The following is a 21,287-nucleotide window of genomic DNA, read 5'->3' on the forward strand; positions in this document are numbered from 1 at the left end:
GATCGGGAGCTTTGTGCAGGGGTGGGGCCCGCAGGCCCGGCAGTGTTCTGGCGTCAGGCCACGTCGCCTATCTGGCTTTGCAGGTAGTTGGGCAGGCCGACACGTTCGATCAGACCCAGCTGCTTTTCCAGCCAGTAGGCGTGGTCCTCTTCCGTGTCCTTGAGCTGGGCCAGCAGCAGATCGCGGGTCTGGTAGTCGGCGTGGCGTTCGCACAGGGCCATGGCAGCACGCAGGTTGTTGCGCACCTGGTATTCGACGGCCAGGTCCTTGCGCAGCATGGCTTCCACGGTGTCACCCGCTTCGAAAGCATGGGGGCGCATGTCGGGCTTGCCACCCAGGAACAGGATGCGGCGCAGGATGGCGTCGGCATGCACAGTCTCTTCTTCCATTTCGTGGCCGATGCGGGCAAACAGGCGCAGGAAGCCCTGGTCTTCGTATTGGCGGGAGTGGATGAAGTACTGGTCGCGTGCTGCCAGCTCGCCGCGCAGCAGTTCTTTCAGGCAGTCAATGACTTCGGGATGGCCTTGCATATTGTTCTTCTGTGAGAGTGGTAATGGACCAAGTATCCTGCGTCTGCAAGGCTTTCCCAAATCAGTGCAGGAGAATTCCCACGCAAATCCGTTCTGTATGCGGGCGCTAAGCACTCGCATTCGCATTGGGGGGCGGAAGGCCTGTGGGGTGGCGGAGGCACGGGATCACGGGGTGCGCATGGCGGTCGGCATGGCCAGCGCGCCAGGGCGCAGCCACCAGGCCATGGCGCACAGCACCGGCAGCATGGCCCAGTTGACCGCCTGCCAGCCCAGGCTCTGCACCAGCACGCCCGATGCCAGCGACATGCTCGCCGCCACCGCGCTGTTGCTCCATTCCATCATCGGCTGGGCCACGCTACGCTCCTCGGGCCGGTAAGCCTGGGTCAGCAGGGTGGTGCCTGCCAGCAGCAGCAGGTTCCAGCCCGCACCCAGCAACAAGGAACTGGCCAGGTACTGCGGCTGCGACTCGCCGCTCAGCGCACAGAGGGCGCTGGCCGCCAGCAGGGCCACGCCCAGGCCTGCCACGCGGCGTGCACCCCAGCGGTCCAGTGCCGCGCCCGCCCACAGCGACGGCACGAACATGCCCAGCACATGCCACTGGATGACGTGGGCGGAGGCCTCCAGTCCATGGCCGTGGCCGTGCATGGCCAGGGGCGTGGCATTCATCACCAGAATCATCAGCCCATGGGCGCACGCCGTCAGCAGCAGGGCCTGGCGGATGGCGGGGCGTTGCCACAGTGCGCGGCGGGTGGTGGGGGTCTGGTGGTCCATGGCGGTGCCAACTGCCGCTGCGGCCGAGGAGGACGCTGGTGGGGCTGATGGGGCTGGGGGGACCGGATCGCGGGATGCCGGAATCCCTTGCAGCACCGCCCAGGCCGTGGCGGCCAGCAAGGCCAGCACCAGGTAGGCGCCTGCCAGCGGCGTGGCCAGCAGGTGGCGGCTGTGCAAGGCCAGCGTGGGGGCCAGCAGGGCTGCCGCAATGCCGCCGGCCACCACCCAGGCGGTTGCACGCCCTTTGTGGGCCGGGTCTACGCCTTCCAGTGCCGCAAAGCGGTAGTAGCCGGCCGATGCCTGGTAGGCCCCCACCAGCAGCACCCCCAGGTTGAGCAGCACAAAACTGTGCCAGTGGATGCTGGCGGTGCAGACCAGACCGCCCGCCACCCCCAGCAGTGCACCGCGCTGCAGACCCTGGCGCGGGCCATGCCGGGCCATCCAGCGGGCCATTGGCCCCACGGTCAACAGGCTGCCGGTCACCAGCAGGGCCAGGGGCAAGGTGGCCAGCAGCGGCCAGGGGGCCAACTGCTGGCCCACCAGACCGGTCAGGGTGATACCGATGATGGAGCAACTCCAGTACAGGGCCTGGGCGGTGCTAAGCACGGCCAGCGTGGGGTAGCGGTGTGGCAGCAACATGGGACAAATCTCCGGAAACAGGGAAAAGCAGGGATGCGGCAGCCCGGCTGTTCAGGAACTGCCGGTACGACAAGGGGGAGGGTTGTGAAAAGAAAGGGGGTTCAGCCCGCACCAAAGCGTTCGGCAAACGCCTGCGGGCTGATGGCCAGGTGGCGCTGAAAGCTGCGGCGCAGCGTCTCCGGGTGGCCAAAGCCGCACAGCCGTGCCACGGTCGCCACGGAGGCCTGGCGCTGGCTGAGCAGGGCGGTGGCGGCTTCCAGCCGCACGCGTTCCACATAGCGGGCGGGGGTGGTGCCCAGCTCGCGCTGGAACACGCGCACCAGCGTGCGTGGCGGCAGGCAGGCCTGGGCGGCCAGCTGCTCCACCTTCAGGTCCTGGGCGATCTGGCTGGGAATCCATTCCAGCAGCTGGGTCAGTCGGGGGGCGTGCTGCGTCTCGGGTGTCAGAAGGGGGCTGAACTGGGCCTGTCCGCCGGGGCGGCGCATGAACATCACCAGGTGGCGTGCCACAGCCAGCGCCAGGGGGCGGCCCAGATCGGCCTCCACCAGGGCCAGCGCCAGATCGATGCCAGCGGTGACGCCGGCCGAGGTGAAACGCCGCGACTGGACCGGATGTGCCGGGTTGTAGGTGTGCAGGCAGTCGCTGTCGATCTGGCTGGCCGGGCTGCACTGGCGCAACTGGGCCATGCGCAGCCAGTGTGTGGTGGCGTGCACGCCGTCCAGCAGGCCGGCATGGGCCAGGACCAGCGCTCCGGAGCAGACCGAGCCCAGGCGCTGCACCTGCGTGGCGGCATTGCAGAGCCAGTCGCGCAGCGCCCGGTCAGCGGCGGCCGCGTCGGCACCATCCCCACCCGGGACCAGCACGGTGGTGGCAGGGTGCAGCGGCACATCGCGCCAGCCGCAGTCGGCGTGCAGCCGCAGCCCGGCCGTGGTGGCCACCGGGCCGGCGGCCTGGGCCGCAAACACCAGCCGGTAGTACGGTGGCAGGCCGTGTCGGGCGCGTTCGTCGTTGGCCGTGGCAAACACCTGCATGGGGCCGGTCACATCCAGGCTCATCACGCCCGGGTAGAGCAGGCACAGCACCTGGTGGCTGTCGGTAGCGGGCAGGGCCGGGGCGTTGGTGTGGGCAGGCATGGCGGCAGTGTGCGGTGCCTGGCCGGTGGCTGCAAGGACATGCTTCCCACTTTTTCTGCCATCTGTGCCCATCGCTGCCTTTTTTCCCATCGGGCCATTGCTGCGGCCGGGCAGTGCGGGGTGTGGCCCGTGGGGTTACAGCGCTGCGGCACAATGGCCGCCATGCTGATGTATCCCCAGATCAATCCCGTGGCCCTGCAACTGGGGCCGCTGGCCATCCACTGGTATGGCCTGACCTACCTGGCTGCCTTCGGGCTGTTTTTGTGGCTGGGCACGCGCCGCCTGCGTCACCCGCCGTTCAACCGCATGCAGGGCGAGACCGCCTGGTCGCGCAAGGATGTGGAAGACATCCTGTTTCTGGGCGTTCTGGGGGTGATCGTGGGCGGGCGTCTGGGCTACTGCCTGTTCTACAAGCCCGGCTTTTACCTGGCCAACCCGCTGCAGGTGTTTGCGGTGTGGGAAGGCGGGATGAGCTTCCACGGCGGTCTGCTGGGGGTGGTGGGGGCCATGCTGTGGTTTGCCCATTCGCGCAAGCGCCACTGGCTGCAGGTGGCCGACTTTGTGGCGCCCTGCGTGCCCACAGGGCTGGCGGCCGGGCGCCTTGGCAATTTCATCAATGGCGAGCTGTGGGGCCGCTTTGCCAGCCCGGATCTGGCCTGGGCCATGGTGTTCCCGCAAAGCGGCTCCATGCAGCCGCGCCACCCTTCGCAGATCTACCAGTTCCTGCTGGAAGGGCTGATGCTGTTCGTGCTGCTGTGGCTGTATGCACGCAAGGAACGCCGCCAGGGGCAGGTGGCTGCGGTGTTCCTGCTGGGCTATGGCGCCTTCCGCTTCATTGCCGAGTACTTCCGCGAACCCGACGATTACCTGGGTCTGCTGTCGCTGGGCATGAGCATGGGCCAGTGGCTGTGCGTGCCGATGATCGTGGCCGGTGTGGCGCTGTGGCTCTGGTCGGAGCGCACCCAACCGCTGCCGCAGAAGCTGTGACCGCTTGGCGACAATTTGTTGCCTAATTTGTTTCTGAGGCGCTCTGTTCCTGCGTAAGATGCTATGGTTGTGGTAGTGATGGCGGCGTAGGTAGTGTTGCGGACTTGCCTCCGAAGTGACCGCTACGCTGCCGATCTGCCACCCATAATGGATACGTGCATTGCCCCGCATGCAAAAGCGGCGGTGGTGCGCTACAGCCAATGCCTCGCAGGATCGCCTCCATGAACGTTGCTTCCGAATGGTTCTCGCGCAGCATGTCCTTGCTGCGCAAATCTCCCCCGGCTACCGAAGCAGGTGCCGACACCGTCCGCCCGCTGGCGCAGCGCCTCAAAGCCACGCTGCGCCGTGGTGCTGAAGCCAATCCTCCCCATGTGTTGCGCAAGTTGCTGGAAGACCTGCGTGCTGCGGCCGATGAGCAGGTCAGCGAGGTCGAAGGTGCGCGCCATGCCAAAGAGGTGATGGCCTGGTACGCACAGGCCACCGCCGCGCAGCGCCAGGACCTGTGGCTGCTGCTGTGTGAACTGTTTGGCCCGGATGCCCAGCGCATCGAAGCGGCCCGCACCCAGTACGAAAAAGCCAAGACCCCCACCGAGCAAGGCCAGGCCGAAATTGCCCTGCGCAAGGCGCTGGTGTCGGCGCGCACGCGGGTGCTGCAGCGCTTTTCCGTGCCCGAAGGCGGCATGCGCTTTCTGGTGGACCTGCGTGCCGAGCTGCTGGCCTTGCCCAAGAGCGACAAGCGCTTTGCCGCCCTGGACGCCGAGCTGGAATACCTGTTCTCCACCTGGTTCGATGTGGCGTTTCTGGAGCTGCGTCGCCTGAGCTGGGATTCGCCCGCTTCGCTGCTGGAAAAGCTGATCCAGTACGAGGCCGTGCACGACATCCGCAGCTGGGCCGATCTGAAGAACCGACTGGACAGCGACCGCCGCTGCTACGGTTTCTTCCATCCGCGCCTGCCCAACGAGCCGCTGATCTTTGTGGAAGTGGCGCTGCTGGACCACATGGCCGCCAGCATCACGCCCCTGCTCGACGAAACGGCCGCGCCGGTGGATCTGGCCAAGGCCACCACGGCCATCTTCTATTCCATCAGCAACACCCAGACCGGTCTGCGTGGGGTGAGCTTCGGCAATTCGCTGATCAAGCATGTGGTCGAGACCTTGCTGGCGGAGTTCCCCAAGCTCAAGCATTTCGCCACGCTCTCGCCCATTCCCGGCCTGCGTGGTTGGTTGTCCAAGCAGGGCGATGCGCTGCTGGTGCAGTGGGACGACAAGCGCCACCAGGAAGTGGCCAAGGCGCTGAAGACGCAGGCCCCCGTCAAGGTGGCCGATCTGATCGCCGCCGCCGACGGTGCGCTGGAGTGGAAGGAAGACACCGTGCTGCGCAAGGCCCTGGCCTGGTGTGCGGCGCAGTACCTGGCCAAGGAGGTCAAGGACAGCCGTCCGCTGGACCCGGTGGCACGCTTTCACCTGGGCAACGGCGCCCGGGTGGAGCGCTTGAACTGGGGCGGCGATCCATCGACCAAGGGCATGAAGCAGGCGTTCGGCTTGATGGTCAACTACCTGTACGACCTCAAGCGCCTGGATAAGCACCGCGCCCTGCTGGCGCAGGGCAAGCTGCCAGTGTCGGCCGAGATGGAATCTCTGTGCAAGGGTAAATGACGATGGGGTGGATGCATGCCTGAGCTAGATCGCCTGCGTCGACAGCTGCTGGGAGCACTGGGCGCCGCAGGCATCGGTACCGTCGCCCCGGCGTGGGCGCAAAAAACCGCGCCGCTGCCGCCTGCTGTGGGCCGCTGGCCGCAGCAGGAGGTGGAGTTGACCGTGCCGTTTCCGGCCGGCGGCAATTCCTCTTTGCTGGGCAAGACCATGGCGCGCCAGTTTGCCCGGGAGACGGGCCAGCCCATGCGTCTGGAATACCGTGGGGGCGGCGGCGGCACCGCCGGTGCCACCTACGTGGCCAAAGCCCCGGCCGATGGTTCGCACCTGCTGATGGGTGGCGTCAGCATGCTGGCCTCCCGCGCCGTGCAGCTGCAGCTGGATGTGGATCTGTACGAGGATTTCGCGCCGCTGGCGCTGGTGGCCCAGATGCCGCTGGTGCTGCTGGTCAGCCCGCGCCGGCTCAATGTGCGTACCTGGCCCGAGCTGCTGGCCGAGCTGCGGCGCAAGCCCCAGCGCTATCGCTATGCGTCGGCCGGCATTGGTACCTCCAACCATGTGGCCGGTGAATGGTTCAAGCTCGAGACCGGCGCCTTGCTCGAGCATGTGCCCTACAAGGGCTCGGGGCCGGCCATGCTGGATGTGGCGCAAGGCAATGTGGAGCTGATGCTGGACGGCCTGGCGTCGGCCCTGCCGCACCTGCAGGCGGACCGGCTGCGGGCGGTGTTTGTCACCGGCCCGCAGCGTTCGCCGCTGCTGCCCGATGTGCCCACGGCCCACGAGCTGGGCCTGGACGATTTCCAGTCCATGCCCTGGTATGGCATTTTTGCCCCCAGAGCCACTCCTGCTTCCGTGCAGGCGCGGGCCATCGAGGTGTTCCGCAGCATGGCGGGGGCGCCCGCAGTGCAGAAGGAGTGGCGGGCCATGGGGGCCACCTGGCCGGGGCTGTACGGCCCGGAATTCAAGCAGTTTCTCCAGGACGAGATGAAGCATTGGGCGCGCATTGTGCGGGAGACCGGCGCAGCGGCGCGGCCCTGAGATACCGAAAGCACCACCATGACAGGACATATCACGCTGCGCCCCTGGAGCGCGCAGCCGCAGCATGCCGGCATCTGGCGTGTAGGCATCGACCACCCCGGCAAGCTCAATGCCATGTCGCGTGCCATGTGGGTGGCGCTGCGCGAGACCCTGCAGGCCGTGAACGCCCGCAGCGATGTGCGCTGCCTGGTGGTGCAAGGGGAGGGCGCGGCTTTTTGCGCTGGCGGCGATATCGCCGAGTACCCGGGCTTTCGCTTTGACGAGGCGCAGCTGACGCATTTCCACGAAAGCGAGGTCTGGGGCGGGTTGCAGGCCTTGCTGGACTGCCCGGTGCCGGTGGTGGCCGCGATCCGCGGCGCCTGCATGGGGGCCGGGGTGGAAATCTCCAGCTGCTGCGATCTGCGCGTGGCGACCGAGGACGCCAAATTCGGCGCACCGATTGCCAGGCTGGGCTTTCCGATGGCACCCCGCGAACTGGAGCTGGTGGGGCGGGAAGTGGGCAGCATGGTGGCGCGCCGCATGCTGCTGGAAGCGGCCGTGTTTTCTGCCGCCGAGATGGCGCAGCACGGTTTTCTGGGACCGGTGGTGGCTGCGGAGCAGCTGGACGCCGTGGTGCAGGACACGGCCGAGAAGGTGGCGGCCTTGTCTCCACTGGCTGCGCGCCTGAACAAGCAGGCGATGCGCAGCCTTGCCCAGGGCGGGGTGCCGGCGGTGGTGCAGCCCTATGCCTATGCCGATGATGCGGAACACCGCGAAGGCATTCACGCCTTTCTAGAAAAACGCAAACCGCAGTTCTGATCGGGTGTGGTGCACGGTGTGCGGTGGGTGTGACGGCATCGCTGCGGCCTGCTGCTGCCGCAAAGCAAGCACCGCACAACCTGCACGAAGCAAGCAACAAACAAGCACCAAAGGGGCCGCATGCGGCCCCTTTGTCACATTAAGGCCGCATTAGCGACCCAGCAGGGGTCTGCGCCTTAGCGCAGCACCAGCACGGGGATCTGCGAGTGCGTGAGAACATGCTGCGTCTCGCTGCCCAGCAGCAGGCGCTTGAGGCCCTTGCGGCCGTGCGAGGCCATCACGATCAGGTCGGCTTTTTGCTTGGTGGCTGCCGACATGATGGCTTCGGCCACGAGGTCGGACTTGGCAATGCTGGTCTTGACCGTCACGCCCACGGCTTTGCCTTCGGCCTTGACCTTGTCCAGCATGGCTTGCGCCTGCTCGGCCCACTGCGCCTCGATGCGCTTGATTTCGGCGTTGTCCACGGTGACACCGCCTTCCAGGTAGCTGCGCGGATAGCGGGGAACCACTTTCAAGGCCACCAGCGAGGCACCGCAGAGCTTGGCCAGCGACAGGGCGTTGGCGACAGCTTTGTCGGAAAGGGGGGAGCCGTCGGTGGCCACCAAAATGCGTTCGTACATGAGTTATCTCCTTAATGGCAAGTGGACAGGTCAAAGCTTAGAGCGATCGCCAAGGGTGGTCTTGATGCACATCAATACGCTTATCATCGCGCCCATTACGCTTGAACCATGTCCCACGAAACCCTGAATCCATCGCAGGCAATGGAGCGGACCGTGCTTGATTCAGGCCGCCTGGAGGTCCCCGGCAACATCGCCCTGCTCGATGATCCGCTGGAGTGGGGCTCGTTCGGGCGCCCTGCAGGTGCGCCCGCTGCGCAGGCCGACGTCGCCGATCCGCTGCAGGTTCCCCTCTGGGAATCGAACGTGGTGCTGGGTGGCATGCACTGCGCCACCTGCGCGCTGACCATCGAGGAAGCCTTGCGCACCGTGCCCGGCGTGCAACGGGCCGATGTCAGCGGCTCCACCCACCGCGCCAAGGTGCAGTGGAACCCCTCTCTGGTACGCCCTTCCCAATGGATGGCCGCCATCCAGAAAGCGGGCTATGGGGTGTTGCCTGCGCGCGACGCCCATGCGCGCGAGCTGCGCCAGGCCGAAAACCGCCGTGCGCTGTGGCGCTGGCTGGTGGCCGGCTTTTGCATGATGCAGGTGATGATGTACGCATGGCCGGCCTATGACGCCAAGCCGGGCGATCTGACCTTGGAGATGGAAACCCTGCTGCGCTGGGCTTCGTGGGTGATCTCGATTCCCGTGGTGCTGTTTGCCTGCGGACCTTTCTTTCGCAGTGCGTGGCGCGATCTGCGCACGCGCAGCATCAGCATGGACCTGCCGGTGGCGCTGGGCATGCTGATCACCTTTGTCGTCAGCTCCATGGGCACGTTCGATCCGGCGGGGCCGTTCGGCAAAGAGGTCTATTACGACTCGCTGACCATGTTCGTGTTCTTCCTGCTGTCCGGCCGCTGGCTGGAGCTGCGCCTGCGCGACAAGACGGCCGGTGCACTGGAGGCGGTGATGAACCGCCTGCCCGACAGCGTGGAGCGCCGCCTGCCCGATGGCGGCTGGGAGCGGGTGACGGTGCGCCGGCTGCAGGCCGGTGATGTGGTGCGGGTGCTGGCGGGAGAGGCTTTCCCGGCCGACGGGCAGCTGGTGCACGGCCAGACCCATGCCGATGAAGCGCTGCTGACCGGTGAGTCCACGGCCGTGCGCAAGGTGGTGGGCGACACGGTGACGGCCGGCAGTTTCAACCTGGGTGGCCCGGTCGAAGTGGCTGTCGACATGGTGGGCGCGCAGACCCGCTTTGCCCAGATCGTGGAGCTGATGGAAAGCGCGGCTTCGCAAAAGCCGCGCCTGGCACAGCTGGCGGACCGTGTGGCCAAGCCCTTCCTGGTGGTGGTGATGCTGGCGGCACTGGCCGCCGGCGTGTATTGGTGGCCCAGCGATCCGGGCCACGCCATGATGGTGGCGGTGGCCATTCTGATCGTGACCTGCCCCTGCGCACTGTCCCTGGCCACGCCGGTGGCCATGCTGTCGGCAGCGGGCAGCCTGGCGCGCCACGGGGTGCTGGTGCGCAATCTGCAGGCCCTGGAAACCCTGGCCGAGGCCGATACCCTGGTCTTCGACAAGACCGGCACCTTGACGCAGGACGGCATGCGCGTGCTGCAGGTCCAACCCGCTGCCGGGCAGGCATCTGCACCTGTGCTGGCGCTGGCGGCCCTGGTGGGCGCGCAGTCGGTGCACCCGGTGTCGCGGGCCGTGGTGCAGGCGGCGCGCGAACAGGCGGTGGATGCGCCGGGCTGGACACTGCTGGAGGCGCAGGAAGTGGCCGGCGCCGGCATGCGTGCGCGGGTGCAGGATCCGCAGCGCGTGGTGCATGCACTGCGTCTGGGGTCCTGGCCGTTTGCGGGCCAGGGCCAGCCCCAGGATGGCCGCCAGTGCGTGTATCTGGCGGCCGAGCAGGGTGATGCGGCCGTGCAGCCCTGGGGTTTTCTGGAGTTGAGTGAAGGCTTGCGCCCTGAAGCGCGGGCCACCGTAGCCGCGCTGGCGCAGTCGGGCATGGAGATCCACCTGCTTTCCGGCGACCGCGATGCGGCCGTGCAGCAGATGGCGCGCGCCGCTGGCATTGCCCATGTGCAAGGCGAGTGCTCGCCGGAAGACAAGCTGGATGCCCTGCGGGCCCTGCAGGCCCAGGGCCGGCATGTGGCCATGGTGGGGGACGGCCTGAACGATGGCCCGGTGCTGGCAGGTGCCCATGTGTCCTTTGCCTTTGGCCGCTCCGTGCCGCTGGCGCAGTCCCGCTCGGATTTTGTGGTGCTGGGCGATGACCTGGGTCTGATTGCCCAGACCACGTTGCTGGCGCGCAAGACGCTGCGCATCGTGCGCCAGAACCTGATCTGGGCCGCCGGCTACAACGCGCTGAGCATTCCCCTGGCGGTGATGGGCTGGATGCCGGCCTGGCTGGCCGGGCTGGGCATGGCGCTGAGCTCGCTGCTGGTGGTACTCAATGCGGCGCGCCTGACCCGGCAATTACCTGTTTTGCATACCTCGGATGCAGCGGCTGAAAGTGCGCAGCGTGCTGTGACTGCGCCGGCTGCGCCCCCGCTTCTTGGAGTCCGTTGATGGACATTCTGTATTTACTCATTCCTCTCTCGGTAGCACTGGTGCTGGCGATTCTGGCGGCCCTGTGGTGGGCGGTGTACCGCGGTCAGTTTGAGAGCGTGGAGCAAGAAGGGGAGCGCATTCTTCGTGACGATTGATGATCGTCAACACACCAAAACGCGAAACGGTGAACACTTCCAGTGCTAATTAAGAGGTACCCGATGGATTCTCTAAAAACTAATGCTGTCCATTACGACGATACAGTTGTTCGGCAGTTTTCAATCATGGCCGTGGTATGGGGGGTGGTTGGTATGGCAGTGGGCGTGCTCGTCGCGTCCCAGCTGGCCTGGCCCGAACTCAACTTCGGTATTCCCTGGCTGAGTTTCGGCCGTTTGCGACCACTGCATACCAATGCAGTGATTTTTGCGTTTGGTGGCTGTGCGCTGTTCGCGACCAGCTACTACGTGGTGCAGCGAACCTGCCACACGAAGCTGTTTCTGCCCAAACTGGCGGCCTTCACCTTCTGGGGTTGGCAGCTGGTGATCCTGCTGGCCGCCATCACGCTGCCGCTGGGCTACACCTCCGGCAAGGAATATGCCGAGCTGGAGTGGCCCATCGACATCCTGATCGCAGTGGTGTGGGTGGCATACGCCGTGGTGTTCTTTGGCACCATCGGCATCCGCAAGGTCAAGCACATCTATGTGGCCAACTGGTTCTTCGGCGCCTTCATCATCGCCGTGGCCCTGCTGCACATCGTGAACAGCGCCGCCATCCCGGCCGGTCTGCTCAAGAGCTACTCGGCTTACGCCGGTGTGCAAGATGCCATGGTGCAATGGTGGTACGGCCACAATGCCGTGGGCTTCTTCCTGACCGCAGGCTTCCTGGGCATGATGTACTACTTCGTGCCCAAGCAGGCCGGTCGTCCCGTGTACTCGTATCGCCTGTCGATCGTGCACTTCTGGGCCCTGATCTTCACCTACATGTGGGCGGGTCCTCACCATCTGCACTACACCGCGCTGCCTGACTGGACCCAGTCCGTGGGCATGCTGTTCTCGCTGATCCTGCTGGCTCCCAGCTGGGGCGGCATGATCAACGGTGTGATGACCCTGTCGGGCGCCTGGCACAAGCTGCGTGACGACCCCATCCTGCGCTTCCTGATCGTGTCCCTGTCGTTCTACGGCATGTCCACCTTCGAAGGCCCGATGATGGCCATCAAGACCGTGAATGCCCTGTCGCATTACACCGACTGGACCGTGGGCCACGTGCACTCCGGTGCCCTGGGCTGGGTGGGGCTGATCACCATGGGCTCGCTGTACTACCTGGTGCCGCGCCTGTTCGGCCGCGAAAAGATGCACTCCGTGCCTGCCATCGAGCTGCACTTCTGGATGGCCACCATCGGCATCGTGCTGTACATCGCTGCGATGTGGATTGCCGGTGTGATGCAAGGTCTGATGTGGCGCGCTGTCAATCCCGACGGCACCCTGACCTACACCTTCGTGGAAAGCGTGAAGGCGACCTATCCCTTCTACGTGATCCGTGTGGTGGGTGGTCTGCTGTACCTGGCCGGCATGCTGGTGATGGCATGGAACGTCTGGATGACTGCGATCTCGGGCCGCGCCGTCAAGGTGCCCGTGGTGGCCGTGAACCCCGCACACGCCTGATCTTGAGGAGCCAATATGTCTGCATCTAATAACAAGGGCTTTTCCCACGAGAAGGTGGAAACCAGCAACTTCCTCATGATCGTCCTGATCCTGTTGGTGGTGGCGGTGGGTGGCCTGGTGGAAATCGTGCCGCTGTTCTTCCAGAAGTCCACGACGGAAGCCGTGCAAGGCGTCAAGCCTTATGCGCCGCTGCAGCTGATGGGCCGCGACGTCTATCTGCGCGAAGGTTGCTACAACTGCCACTCGCAGATGATCCGCCCCTTCCGCGCTGAAACCATGCGCTACGGCCACTACTCGGTGGCAGGCGAGTTCGTGTACGACCACCCCTTCCAGTGGGGCTCCAAGCGTACCGGTCCCGACCTGCACCGCGTGGGCGGCAAGTACAGCGATGAATGGCATCGCATCCACTTGAACAACCCGCGTGACGTGGTGCCCGAGTCCAACATGCCTGCGTACTCGTGGCTGGCCACCAGCGCGGTGGACCACACCGTGGTGGCACAGCGCATGAGCGCACTGCGCACGGTGGGCGTGCCTTACACCGACGAGGAAATCGCTGGTGCCGAGGAACAAGTCAAGGGCAAGACCGAGATGGAGGCCGTGATCGCCTACCTGCAAGGTCTGGGCACCGCACTGAAGTAAGGGGAGAGGGTCATGGATATCACCACCATGCGCATCGTGGCCACGCTGGCGTCGCTGGCGTGTTTCGTGGGCATCTGGTGGTGGGCTTATGCCCGCCGCAACCAGACCCGATTCGAAGAGGCGGCCATGCTGCCATTTGATCAAGACTGATTTCTCCACCAGAACGAGAACATCCCATGAGCGATTTCGTAAACAATTTCTGGTCGGTATATGTCTCAGGCATCACCATGGTGGGCATCTTGGCCTGCCTGATCCTGCTGTTTGTCACGGCCCGTAAGAAGGTGGTGTCGGACGAAGACAACACCACCGGCCACGTCTGGGACGAGGACCTGCGTGAGCTGAACAACCCCATGCCCCGTTGGTGGATGTGGCTGTTCATCATCACCGTGGTCTTCAGCCTGATGTACCTGGCGATGTACCCCGGCCTGGGTTCGTACACCGGCAAGCTGCAATGGAGCCAGACCGGCGCCTATGACAAGGAAGTCGAGAAGGCCAAGGCCGACCTGGAGCCGCTGTATGCACGCTTCACGGCCATGTCGACCGAGGACATTGCCAAGGACAGCCAGGCCATGGCCATCGGCGAGCGCCTGTTCATGAACAACTGCGCACAGTGCCACGGCTCTGACGCCCGCGGCGGCAAGTCCTTCCCCAACCTCACCGATGGCGACTGGCTGCACGGCGGTACCCCCGACCGCATCCACGAGACCATTGCCAAGGGCCGTATCGGCATGATGCCGCCCCAGGCCGAGGCTGTGGGTTCACCGGAAGACGTGCGCAACCTGGCTCACTATGTGCTGAGCCTGTCGGGCAGCCCTCACGATTCCGTGAAGGCTTCGCTGGGCAAGTCCAAGTTCACCACCTGCGCAGCCTGCCACGGCATGGACGGCAAGGGCAACACCATGCTGGGTGCGCCCAACCTGACCGACGATGTCTGGCTGCATGGCTGGGGTGAACAAGCCATTGTGGACATGGTCACCAACGGCAAGATGAACCAGATGCCTGCCCAGGAAGGCAAGCTGACACCGGCCCAGATCAATGTGTTGACCGCCTATGTGTGGAATTTCTCGCACAAACAGGGATCGGCAAACTGATCCTCGATGAACGAGGCGGCACGCGAGTGCCGCCTTTTTTCATTGGCGAGTTGAGAATGAGAGTTGCCCCATGACTTCGATCAAAGAGGATAAGGCCCCCAAGAAGGTCATCCCCATCCAGGCTGCCGACCAGCCACGCAGCTTCTATGAAGCGCACAAACGTGTCTACCCACGCTCCATCAGCGGCCTCTTCATGCGCTGGCGCTGGGCTTTGGTGTTTCTCACGCAAATCATCTTCTACGGCCTGCCATGGCTGGAGTGGGGACAGCGCCAGATGGTGCTGTTCGATCTGGGGGCACGGCGCTTCTATCTGTTCGGCCTGGTGCTGTACCCGCAGGATTTCATCTACCTGGCGGGTCTGCTGATCATCTGCGCCCTGGCGCTGTTCCTGTTCACGGCCGTTGCAGGGCGACTGTGGTGTGGCTTCAGCTGCCCGCAAACCGTGTACACCGAAATCTTCATGTGGATCGAGCAGAAGGTCGAAGGCGAACGCAGCGCGCGCATCCGCCTGGACCAGGGGGGCTGGACGTTCGAGAAGATCTGGAAGAAATCCACCAAGCAGCTGCTGTGGATCGTCCTGTCCGTGTGGACGGGCTTCACCTTTGTGGGCTACTTCGTGCCCATCCGCGAGCTGGGCGTGGAATTGCTGGCGCTGCAAGGCGGCTGGCAGATCTTCTGGGTGCTGTTTTATGGCTTTGCCACCTATGGCAATGCCGGGTATATGCGTGAGCAGGTGTGCAAGTACATGTGCCCCTATGCGCGTTTCCAGAGCGCCATGTTCGACAAGGACACGCTGATCGTCAGCTACGACCCGGTGCGCGGCGAGAACCGCGGCCCGCGCAAGAAGAATGTGGACTACAAGGCCCAGGGCCTGGGCGACTGCATCGACTGCAAGCTCTGCGTGCAGGTGTGCCCGGTGGGGATCGACATCCGTGACGGCCTGCAGTACGAATGCATAGGCTGCGGCCTGTGCATCGATGCGTGCAACAGCATCATGGACAACATGCACTACCCGCGCGGTCTGATCCGCCTGACCACGCAAAATGGCGTGGCCCAGGGCTGGAAGCATGCGCAGATCCTGCGCCGTGTGCTGCGTCCGCGTGTGCTGATCTACTCCGGCATCCTGCTGGCGCTGGCCGCGGCCATGGTGGTCAGCCTGTCGCTGCGCGAGCCCTTGAAGGTGGACGTGATCCGCGACCGCGCCTCGCTGGCGCGCATTGCCGCCGGCGGCAAGCTGGAGAACGTGTTCCGCCTGCAGGTGATGAACGCGACCGAGACCGAGCAGACCTACCGGGTACGCGCCCATGGCCTGGAAGGTATCGCGGTAGCATCGGAAACCGAGGTGGTGGTGCTGCCCGCCGAAACGCGTGGCGTGGCGGTGCGGGTGCAGATTCCGTATGGCTCGGCGCCTGCGGGTTCGCATCCGGTGTATTTCGATATCGATGCCGTCAGCGGCCAGGGCAAGGTGAGCGAGAAATCGGTGTTCATCGTGCCCCGCTGAACCGTGCAGGTGCCTGCGGCCAAGGGCCCGGGCACCGCAGAGAAGTTTGACCCAGGCGTTCCATGGCGCCAGAAAGACGTTCTATGACGACAACAACGCAACAAGCAGTCAGCCCTGAAAAATCCGCCGCGCCGTGGTGGAAGTTTGGCCATGTGTGGCTGGTGCTGGCTGGGCCGATCATCGTGGTGATTGCCGGCCTGACCACGTTCTGGATTGCGGTGCACAGTCCCGATCCGGTGATCGAGGAGGACTACTACCGCAAGGGCATCGAGATCAACCAGACGCTGCGGAACCCGGAAAAGAGTTTTGCCCCGGCGCTCCAGAGCCGCAACCACGCCGCCACGCCGGAAGAGGCGCAGCCCAGCATGAAGCCGTGAGGCGCTTGGTAAGCACGCTGCAAAAAAGCCAACCGGTCGGTTGGCTTTTTTGTGCCTGTCAGGTCGGCAGGCGGCCCAGGGCTACACGGTGCGCAACCGCGGGCAACGGTGGGCGGCGATGCTGGCGGTGCTTTCGCAGTGTCAGGCCGAGCGCCTCCGGTCGCCGCCCACAGGGTCGGCCGGTGGGCTGGGCGCTTCGCAGGCGCAAAGCGGCTAGCCGTGCCGGCCGGCGAGCATCAGCGCGGAGCCAGGCGGATCGCGCCGTCCAGGCGGATCACTTCGCCGTTGAGCATGTCGTTTTCCAGGATGTGGCAGGCCAGCTTGGCGTAGTCCTGGGGTGTGCCCAGGCGGCTTGGGAAGGGCACGCCGGCAGCCAGCGCATCCTGCACTTCTTGGGGCATGCCGAACAGCATGGGTGTGCCAAAGATGCCGGGGGCAATCGTCATATTGCGTATGCCGTTGCGTGCGAGATCACGGGCAATGGGCAGTGTCATGCCGACCACGCCGCCCTTGGACGCGGCATAGGCTGCCTGGCCGATCTGGCCGTCGTAGGCCGCCACGCTGGCGGTGGAGATCAGCACGCCGCGCTCGCCGGTGCTTTCCGGCTCGTTCTTGCTCATGGCATCGGCGGCCAGGCGGATCATGTTGAAGCTGCCGATCAGGTTCACCGTGATCACCTTCTGGTACAGCGCCAGACTGTGGGGCCCGTTCTTGCCCACGGTCTTTTCGGCCGGGGCAATGCCCGCGCAGTTGACCAGGCCCATCAGCTTGCCCAGCGACACGGCCTTGGCCACCACGGCCTGGCCGTCGGCTTCGTTGCTGACATCGCAGCGCACAAAGGCGCCGCCAATATCTGCTGCCACGGCTTCGCCTTTTTCCTGCTGCATGTCGGCGATGACAACGGTGCCGCCCTTGGCGGCCAGCATGCGGGCCGTGCCTTCACCCAGGCCTGAAGCGCCGCCGGTGACGATGAAAACCTTGCCTTGAATGTCCATGGTGTCTCCTGTTGGTATGTGACGTATACGTCAATTATGCGGGGTGATGGGGTGCGGCCCTGTCCCGTGAATGCAACAAAAAACCCGGCCAGGGCCGGGTGGATTGCACAGGGAGGGGCGGTTTACTGGAAGCCGACGCGGTCCAGCATCTGCTGCACCTTGACCATGTTGGCGCCCACGGCCGAGATCGGGATGGTTTCGCTCTTGAAGGGCTTGCCCTGGGTCATGGCCTTGAGTGCGGGGTTGTCCACGGTCACGCCCTTGGCGGTGGGCCATTCGTTGTTGCCGTTGGCAAAGTAGTTCTGGGCGGCCGGGCTGGCCAGGTATTCCAGGAACTTGACGGCGTTGTCCTTGTGCTTGGCGTGCTTGGCCACCGCACCGCCGGCAATGTTCATGTGGGTACCGTAGCTGTCCTGGTTAGGGAACACCACACCGACCTTTTCGGTGACCTGCACATCGGCCGGGTTGGCCGAGCGCATCAGGCGTGCCAGGTAGTAGCTGTTGGTCACGGCGATATCGCATTCACCAGCGGCCACGGCCTTGATCTGGTCGGTGTCACCACCCTTGGGGGCGCGGGCCAGGTTGTCCTTGATGCCCTTGAGCCAGGCTTCGGCCTTGGCCTCGCCCATGTGCTCGGTCACGGCGCCGAACATGCTCAGGTTGTAGGGGTGGGAGCCGGAGCGGATGCAGATCTTGCCCTTGTTCTTGGGGTCGGACAGCGCTTCGTAGGTGGCCACATCGGCAGGCTGCACCTTGGCCTTGTTGTAGACCACCACCCGGGCGCGGGTGGAGAAGCCGAACCAGCTGATGCCGCCATCGGCTTCGGGCTTGCTGCGCAGGTTGGCGGGGATGGCGTTGTTCAGCGCTGCCGAGTGGATGGGCTGGAACAGGCCGTCCTTCTCGCCACGGTACAGGCGCGCGGCGTCGACCATCAGGATCACGTCGGCGGGGGAGGCAGCGCCTTCGGCCTTCAGGCGCGCAATGATGCCTGCATCGTCGGAATCCACGCGGTTGACCTTGATGCCCGTGGCCTTGGTGAAGCCGGTGTACAGCTCTTCGTCGGTGTTGTAGTGGCGGGCCGAATACAGGTTCACCACCTGCTCCTGGGCCAGCGCATGGCCGGCAACGACCAGGGCACAAGCGGAAACAAGGGCTTTCAAAGCGTGCTGCATGGATGGACTTTCAGTGCAAAACAAAAGAAGGAAATGAGGGCGCATGATAGTCTGAACGCGAATCTTTCTTAACCACAAGCCCGCAGTTGTTGTGGGCGATCAAGCACTGCGACCGGCAAGCCCTGGCCGAGGCAAAAAAAAACCCGGTCAAAGACCGGGTTTGAAAGGATCCAAGAAACGGGGGTTTCGAGAGGATCCAAGGAGACAACTGGTGCCATGAAGCATGGTGGTGCTCCAGGCGATGGCTTGATTATAGGGTAATCCCTAGATAATTGTCAAATGCCATCGCGTCGGCATGTCCAGGGCTTAGCGCTTGCGGCTGGCGGCCGTAGCGGCTTGCGTGGCGGTGGAGGCCACTGCATTGATGTTGGCTTCGGTCATGTCGGAAGCTTGCTTCACGGCCTTTTGCATGCTTTCGAAGGCATTGGTAGCGGCCGACACGGCGCTCTTCATCACGGCCACGGCGGTTTCGGAGCCGGCGGGAGCGTTCTTGGCGGTGCTGTCCACCAGGCTGGAGAAGCTCTTTTGCAGCTCGGCAGCCTTTTCTTCAAAGGTCTTGGAGAATTCGCCGCTGGTGGCCGAAGCGATGTTGTACAGGTGGCGGTTGTAGGCGGCGGTCTTTTCGGCCAGGGGTTGGAACAGGTTGGCTTGCAACTGCAGCAGCTCTTGCGCGTCCTTCACGCTCAGCAGGGATTGGGTGTGGCTGGCGGCCTCGTTCAGGGCGGCGCGGGTGGCCGTCACATTCAGCTCCACCAGCTTTTCCACGCCTTCGAAGGCTTTGGAAGTCAGGCCAAACAGGGTTTCCAGGTTGGCTTTTTGTGCGCTCAGGATTTGGTCAGCGGTCAGGGACATTGTGGTTCTCCAGGTTGGGTGGCCATACGCTGGCCAGTTGCGTCACAACTGCGGGCTTCAAGAATTTATGTTGCGCTGCAGCATGACTGAATTTTATGCAGTGTCGGATTTCGCGCAAGTGTTTTTGCTGCGCTGCATCAAATATTTACCCAAATGCGGTTTTCTATACACAGAAAGCCGGATGGGCGGCCGGTGCCCGCGGTGTTGCGCCACCACAAAACCACGTTTTGCCCGATAGGCGGCTTGCGAGTGGGGCCACACAATGTTCGCCATGACCGACAAGCCTGTTTCCTCTTCTCAACCTTCTGCCGCTTCTTCTGCGGCCGCTGCTGCTACCGCACGGCCCAGTGCCCAGCCGCGCTCCAGCTACCCGGTGTTTCTGCCCATCACCACGCGCTGGTCGGACAACGATGTCTACGGCCATGTGAACAACGTCGTCTATTACAGCTGGTTCGACACGGCGGTGAACGCCCACCTGATTGAACAGGGCGTGCTGGACTTCCACGGTGGCGACACCATCGGCCTGGTGGTGGAGACGCAGTGCAACTACTTTGCCTCCCTGGCCTATCCGCAGAAGGTGGAGGCCGGCATCCGCGTGGCCCGGCTGGGAGGCAGCAGCGTGCGCTATGAGGTGGGCATTTTTGCCGCGGGCAGCGAGGAATCGGCGGCGGCCGGCCACTTTGTGCATGTGTATGTGGACGCCGCCACGCGCCGTCCCAAGCCGCTGCCGGAGGCGCTGCGGCGGGTGCTGCAGGCCTTGCAGCCGGCCACGGCAGCGGCCGCAGTCTGACGCGCCAGGGCAGATCTGGTGCATGCCTGGTGCATGTTTTAGACATGCCGGGGCTGTGCCCAGCGCGCAGCTGCAATGAATTTGATAGCTGCCCAGGATCACCATGGTTGCATCAGCGGTGATTTGGATGTCCATGCGTGCGCCGCGCGGTTTTGCCCGGGCCCGTGCCCGCTTGGCCTACACTGTGCCCTCTGTTTCGATCGCGCCGCCATGCGGGCGCACTTTCCATGATCATCCACAGTCTGCTCGACACCGACCTGTACAAGTTCACCATGATGCAGGTGGTGTTGCACCAGTTCCCCGGTGCTGCCGTGGAGTACAAGTTCAAGTGCCGCAATCCGGGCGTGCAGCTGGCCCCTCTGGTGCAGGAGATTCGGGACGAGATCCGCCAGTTGTGCAGCCTCAGCTTCACCACCGATGAGCTGGACTACCTGCGTTCGCTGCGCTTCATCAAGAGTGATTTTGTGGATTTTCTGGGGCTGTTCCGCCTCAATGAAAAGTACATCCAGGTCACGCCGCTGCCCACGGGCGAGATCGACATCACCATCCAGGGGCCCTGGCTGCACACCATCCTGTTTGAAATCCCGGTGCTGGCCATCGTCAACGAGGTGTATTTCCGCAATACCCAGCCCCGCCCGGACTGGGACGAAGGCCGCGCACGGCTGCAGGCCAAGATTGCCCAGATGCGCGGCGAAGGGCTGGAACACCTGAAGATTGCGGATTACGGTACGCGCCGGCGCTTTGCGCGCAGCTGGCACGAAGAGGTGCTGCGCACGCTGTGCCGCGATCTGGGTGCGGGCGAACAGCGTCCCGCACCGGGCCATGGACCGGGGCAGTTTGCCGGCACCAGCAATGTGCTGTTTGCCAAGGAACTGGGCATCTTGCCGCTGGGCACCATGGCGCATGAATACCTGCAGGCCTGCCAGGCGCTGGGCCCGCGCCTGCGTGACAGCCAGATCTACGGCTTTGAATCCTGGGCGCGGGAGTACCGTGGGGATCTGGGCATTGCGCTGTCCGATGTGTATGGCATGAACGCCTTTCTGCGCGACTTCGATCTGTATTTCTGCAAGCTGTTCGATGGCGCGCGCCATGACAGCGGCGATCCGTTTGCCTGGGGGGAGCGTCTGCTGGCGCATTACCGCGACAACCGGGTCGATCCGCTGACCAAGACTCTGATCTTCAGTGATGCGCTGACCATACCGCGCACCATCGAGCTGTACCGGCGATTCCATGGCCGCTGTCTGCTCGCCTTTGGCATCGGCACCAATCTGACCAACGACCTGGGCTATGAGCCGCTGCAGATCGTCATCAAGATGACGCGCTGCAACGGACAGCCGGTGGCCAAGCTGTCGGACACGCCGGGGAAAAGCATGTGCGACGACCAGAAGTACCTGGCGTATCTGCGTCAGGTATTTGACATCGCTCCCACGGCATGATCGGGTGCGCAGGACGGCCCCGCGCACAGAGGGCACGCCTGCGGTCCACAACTACAAAGAGACAGAAGAAGGA

At 64.4% G+C, this 21,287-nt stretch carries 21 protein-coding genes; 14 read left to right on the plus strand and 7 right to left on the minus strand.

Annotation, left to right across the window (positions count from 1 at the left end; genetic code table 11):
* Window positions 1–53: 53 nt before the first annotated feature.
* The 3 genes from bfr to KW830_RS17580 all read right to left on the minus strand — a co-directional run bounded on the left by bfr (window position 54) and on the right by KW830_RS17580 (window position 3,073).
* Window positions 54–530 carry a bacterioferritin gene (bfr, locus tag KW830_RS17570; RefSeq protein ID WP_218333884.1) on the minus strand — a complete coding sequence of 159 codons (477 nt, stop codon included), beginning with the start codon at window positions 528–530 and terminating at the stop codon, window positions 54–56.
* 165 nt (window positions 531–695) lie between these two features.
* Window positions 696–1,940, minus strand: coding sequence for an MFS transporter (locus KW830_RS17575; RefSeq protein ID WP_218333885.1), 1,245 nt, complete (start codon window positions 1,938–1,940; stop codon window positions 696–698).
* Window positions 1,941–2,041: 101 nt separating this feature from the next.
* Window positions 2,042–3,073 (minus strand): GlxA family transcriptional regulator, encoded by a 1,032-nt coding sequence (locus tag KW830_RS17580; RefSeq protein WP_218333886.1) that lies wholly within the window; start codon window positions 3,071–3,073, stop codon window positions 2,042–2,044.
* 153 nt (window positions 3,074–3,226) lie between these two features.
* On the opposite strand from KW830_RS17580, the gene lgt reads away from it, so the two are divergent.
* From lgt to KW830_RS17600, 4 genes are all read left to right on the plus strand, one after another.
* Window positions 3,227–4,060 (plus strand): prolipoprotein diacylglyceryl transferase, encoded by an 834-nt coding sequence (gene lgt / locus KW830_RS17585; protein WP_218333887.1) that lies wholly within the window; start codon window positions 3,227–3,229, stop codon window positions 4,058–4,060.
* Window positions 4,061–4,281: 221 nt separating this feature from the next.
* On the plus strand, window positions 4,282–5,715 hold the full coding sequence (locus tag KW830_RS17590; protein WP_218333888.1) for a malonyl-CoA decarboxylase: 1,434 nt from the start codon (window positions 4,282–4,284) through the stop codon (window positions 5,713–5,715).
* A 15-nt stretch (window positions 5,716–5,730) separates the two neighbouring features.
* Window positions 5,731–6,750: a tripartite tricarboxylate transporter substrate binding protein gene (locus KW830_RS17595; RefSeq protein ID WP_066535488.1), complete on the plus strand. Its 1,020-nt coding sequence runs from the start codon at window positions 5,731–5,733 to the stop codon at window positions 6,748–6,750.
* Between the two features lie 18 nt (window positions 6,751–6,768).
* A complete protein-coding gene (locus KW830_RS17600) occupies window positions 6,769–7,548 on the plus strand; it encodes an enoyl-CoA hydratase/isomerase family protein (protein WP_218333889.1) in 780 nt (259 codons plus the stop codon).
* A 176-nt stretch (window positions 7,549–7,724) separates the two neighbouring features.
* Here the strand turns inward: KW830_RS17600 and KW830_RS17605 are convergent, their stop codons facing one another.
* The gene (locus KW830_RS17605) at window positions 7,725–8,168 is read right to left on the minus strand and encodes a universal stress protein (protein ID WP_066535476.1); all 444 of its coding nucleotides are present in this window, start codon (window positions 8,166–8,168) and stop codon (window positions 7,725–7,727) included.
* A 108-nt stretch (window positions 8,169–8,276) separates the two neighbouring features.
* On the opposite strand from KW830_RS17605, the gene KW830_RS17610 reads away from it, so the two are divergent.
* From KW830_RS17610 to KW830_RS17645, 8 genes are all read left to right on the plus strand, one after another.
* The gene (locus KW830_RS17610) at window positions 8,277–10,721 is read left to right on the plus strand and encodes a heavy metal translocating P-type ATPase (protein WP_370626153.1); all 2,445 of its coding nucleotides are present in this window, start codon (window positions 8,277–8,279) and stop codon (window positions 10,719–10,721) included.
* A complete protein-coding gene (gene ccoS / locus KW830_RS17615) occupies window positions 10,721–10,858 on the plus strand; it encodes a cbb3-type cytochrome oxidase assembly protein CcoS (RefSeq protein WP_066535475.1) in 138 nt (45 codons plus the stop codon). Before KW830_RS17610 ends, ccoS begins: the two co-directional genes overlap by 1 nt.
* A gap of 63 nt (window positions 10,859–10,921) precedes the next feature.
* Window positions 10,922–12,361, plus strand: a complete 1,440-nt coding sequence (gene ccoN, locus KW830_RS17620) for a cytochrome-c oxidase, cbb3-type subunit I (protein ID WP_066535472.1) — start codon at window positions 10,922–10,924, stop codon at window positions 12,359–12,361.
* 15 nt (window positions 12,362–12,376) lie between these two features.
* Window positions 12,377–13,000 carry a cytochrome-c oxidase, cbb3-type subunit II gene (ccoO, locus tag KW830_RS17625; RefSeq protein WP_218333890.1) on the plus strand — a complete coding sequence of 208 codons (624 nt, stop codon included), beginning with the start codon at window positions 12,377–12,379 and terminating at the stop codon, window positions 12,998–13,000.
* Between the two features lie 12 nt (window positions 13,001–13,012).
* Window positions 13,013–13,150, plus strand: a complete 138-nt coding sequence (locus KW830_RS17630) for a cbb3-type cytochrome c oxidase subunit 3 (RefSeq protein WP_066535464.1) — start codon at window positions 13,013–13,015, stop codon at window positions 13,148–13,150.
* A gap of 26 nt (window positions 13,151–13,176) precedes the next feature.
* Complete coding sequence (gene ccoP, locus KW830_RS17635) at window positions 13,177–14,091, plus strand: cytochrome-c oxidase, cbb3-type subunit III (protein WP_066535461.1); 915 nt, start codon at window positions 13,177–13,179, stop codon at window positions 14,089–14,091.
* Window positions 14,092–14,161: 70 nt separating this feature from the next.
* Window positions 14,162–15,592, plus strand: a complete 1,431-nt coding sequence (gene ccoG, locus KW830_RS17640; RefSeq protein ID WP_066535458.1) for a cytochrome c oxidase accessory protein CcoG — start codon at window positions 14,162–14,164, stop codon at window positions 15,590–15,592.
* Between the two features lie 83 nt (window positions 15,593–15,675).
* On the plus strand, window positions 15,676–15,969 hold the full coding sequence (locus tag KW830_RS17645; protein WP_066535456.1) for a FixH family protein: 294 nt from the start codon (window positions 15,676–15,678) through the stop codon (window positions 15,967–15,969).
* A gap of 236 nt (window positions 15,970–16,205) precedes the next feature.
* On the opposite strand, the gene KW830_RS17650 is transcribed toward KW830_RS17645, so the two are convergent.
* From KW830_RS17650 to KW830_RS17660, 3 genes are all read right to left on the minus strand, one after another.
* A complete protein-coding gene (locus tag KW830_RS17650; RefSeq protein ID WP_066535453.1) occupies window positions 16,206–16,964 on the minus strand; it encodes a 3-hydroxyacyl-CoA dehydrogenase in 759 nt (252 codons plus the stop codon).
* A 122-nt stretch (window positions 16,965–17,086) separates the two neighbouring features.
* Window positions 17,087–18,136, minus strand: a complete 1,050-nt coding sequence (locus KW830_RS17655) for an extracellular solute-binding protein (RefSeq protein ID WP_066535446.1) — start codon at window positions 18,134–18,136, stop codon at window positions 17,087–17,089.
* 306 nt (window positions 18,137–18,442) lie between these two features.
* A complete protein-coding gene (locus KW830_RS17660; protein ID WP_066535441.1) occupies window positions 18,443–18,988 on the minus strand; it encodes a phasin family protein in 546 nt (181 codons plus the stop codon).
* A 271-nt stretch (window positions 18,989–19,259) separates the two neighbouring features.
* Between KW830_RS17660 and KW830_RS17665 the strand changes: the two genes are divergently transcribed.
* Window positions 19,260–19,778, plus strand: coding sequence for a thioesterase family protein (locus tag KW830_RS17665; RefSeq protein WP_066536181.1), 519 nt, complete (start codon window positions 19,260–19,262; stop codon window positions 19,776–19,778).
* A gap of 227 nt (window positions 19,779–20,005) precedes the next feature.
* A complete protein-coding gene (pncB, locus tag KW830_RS17670) occupies window positions 20,006–21,214 on the plus strand; it encodes a nicotinate phosphoribosyltransferase (RefSeq protein ID WP_218333891.1) in 1,209 nt (402 codons plus the stop codon).
* The last annotated feature ends 73 nt before the right edge of the window (window positions 21,215–21,287 follow it).

Source organism: Comamonas sp. CMM03 (assembly GCF_019218715.1).
Lineage (GTDB): Bacteria > Pseudomonadota > Gammaproteobacteria > Burkholderiales > Burkholderiaceae_C > Comamonas > Comamonas terrigena.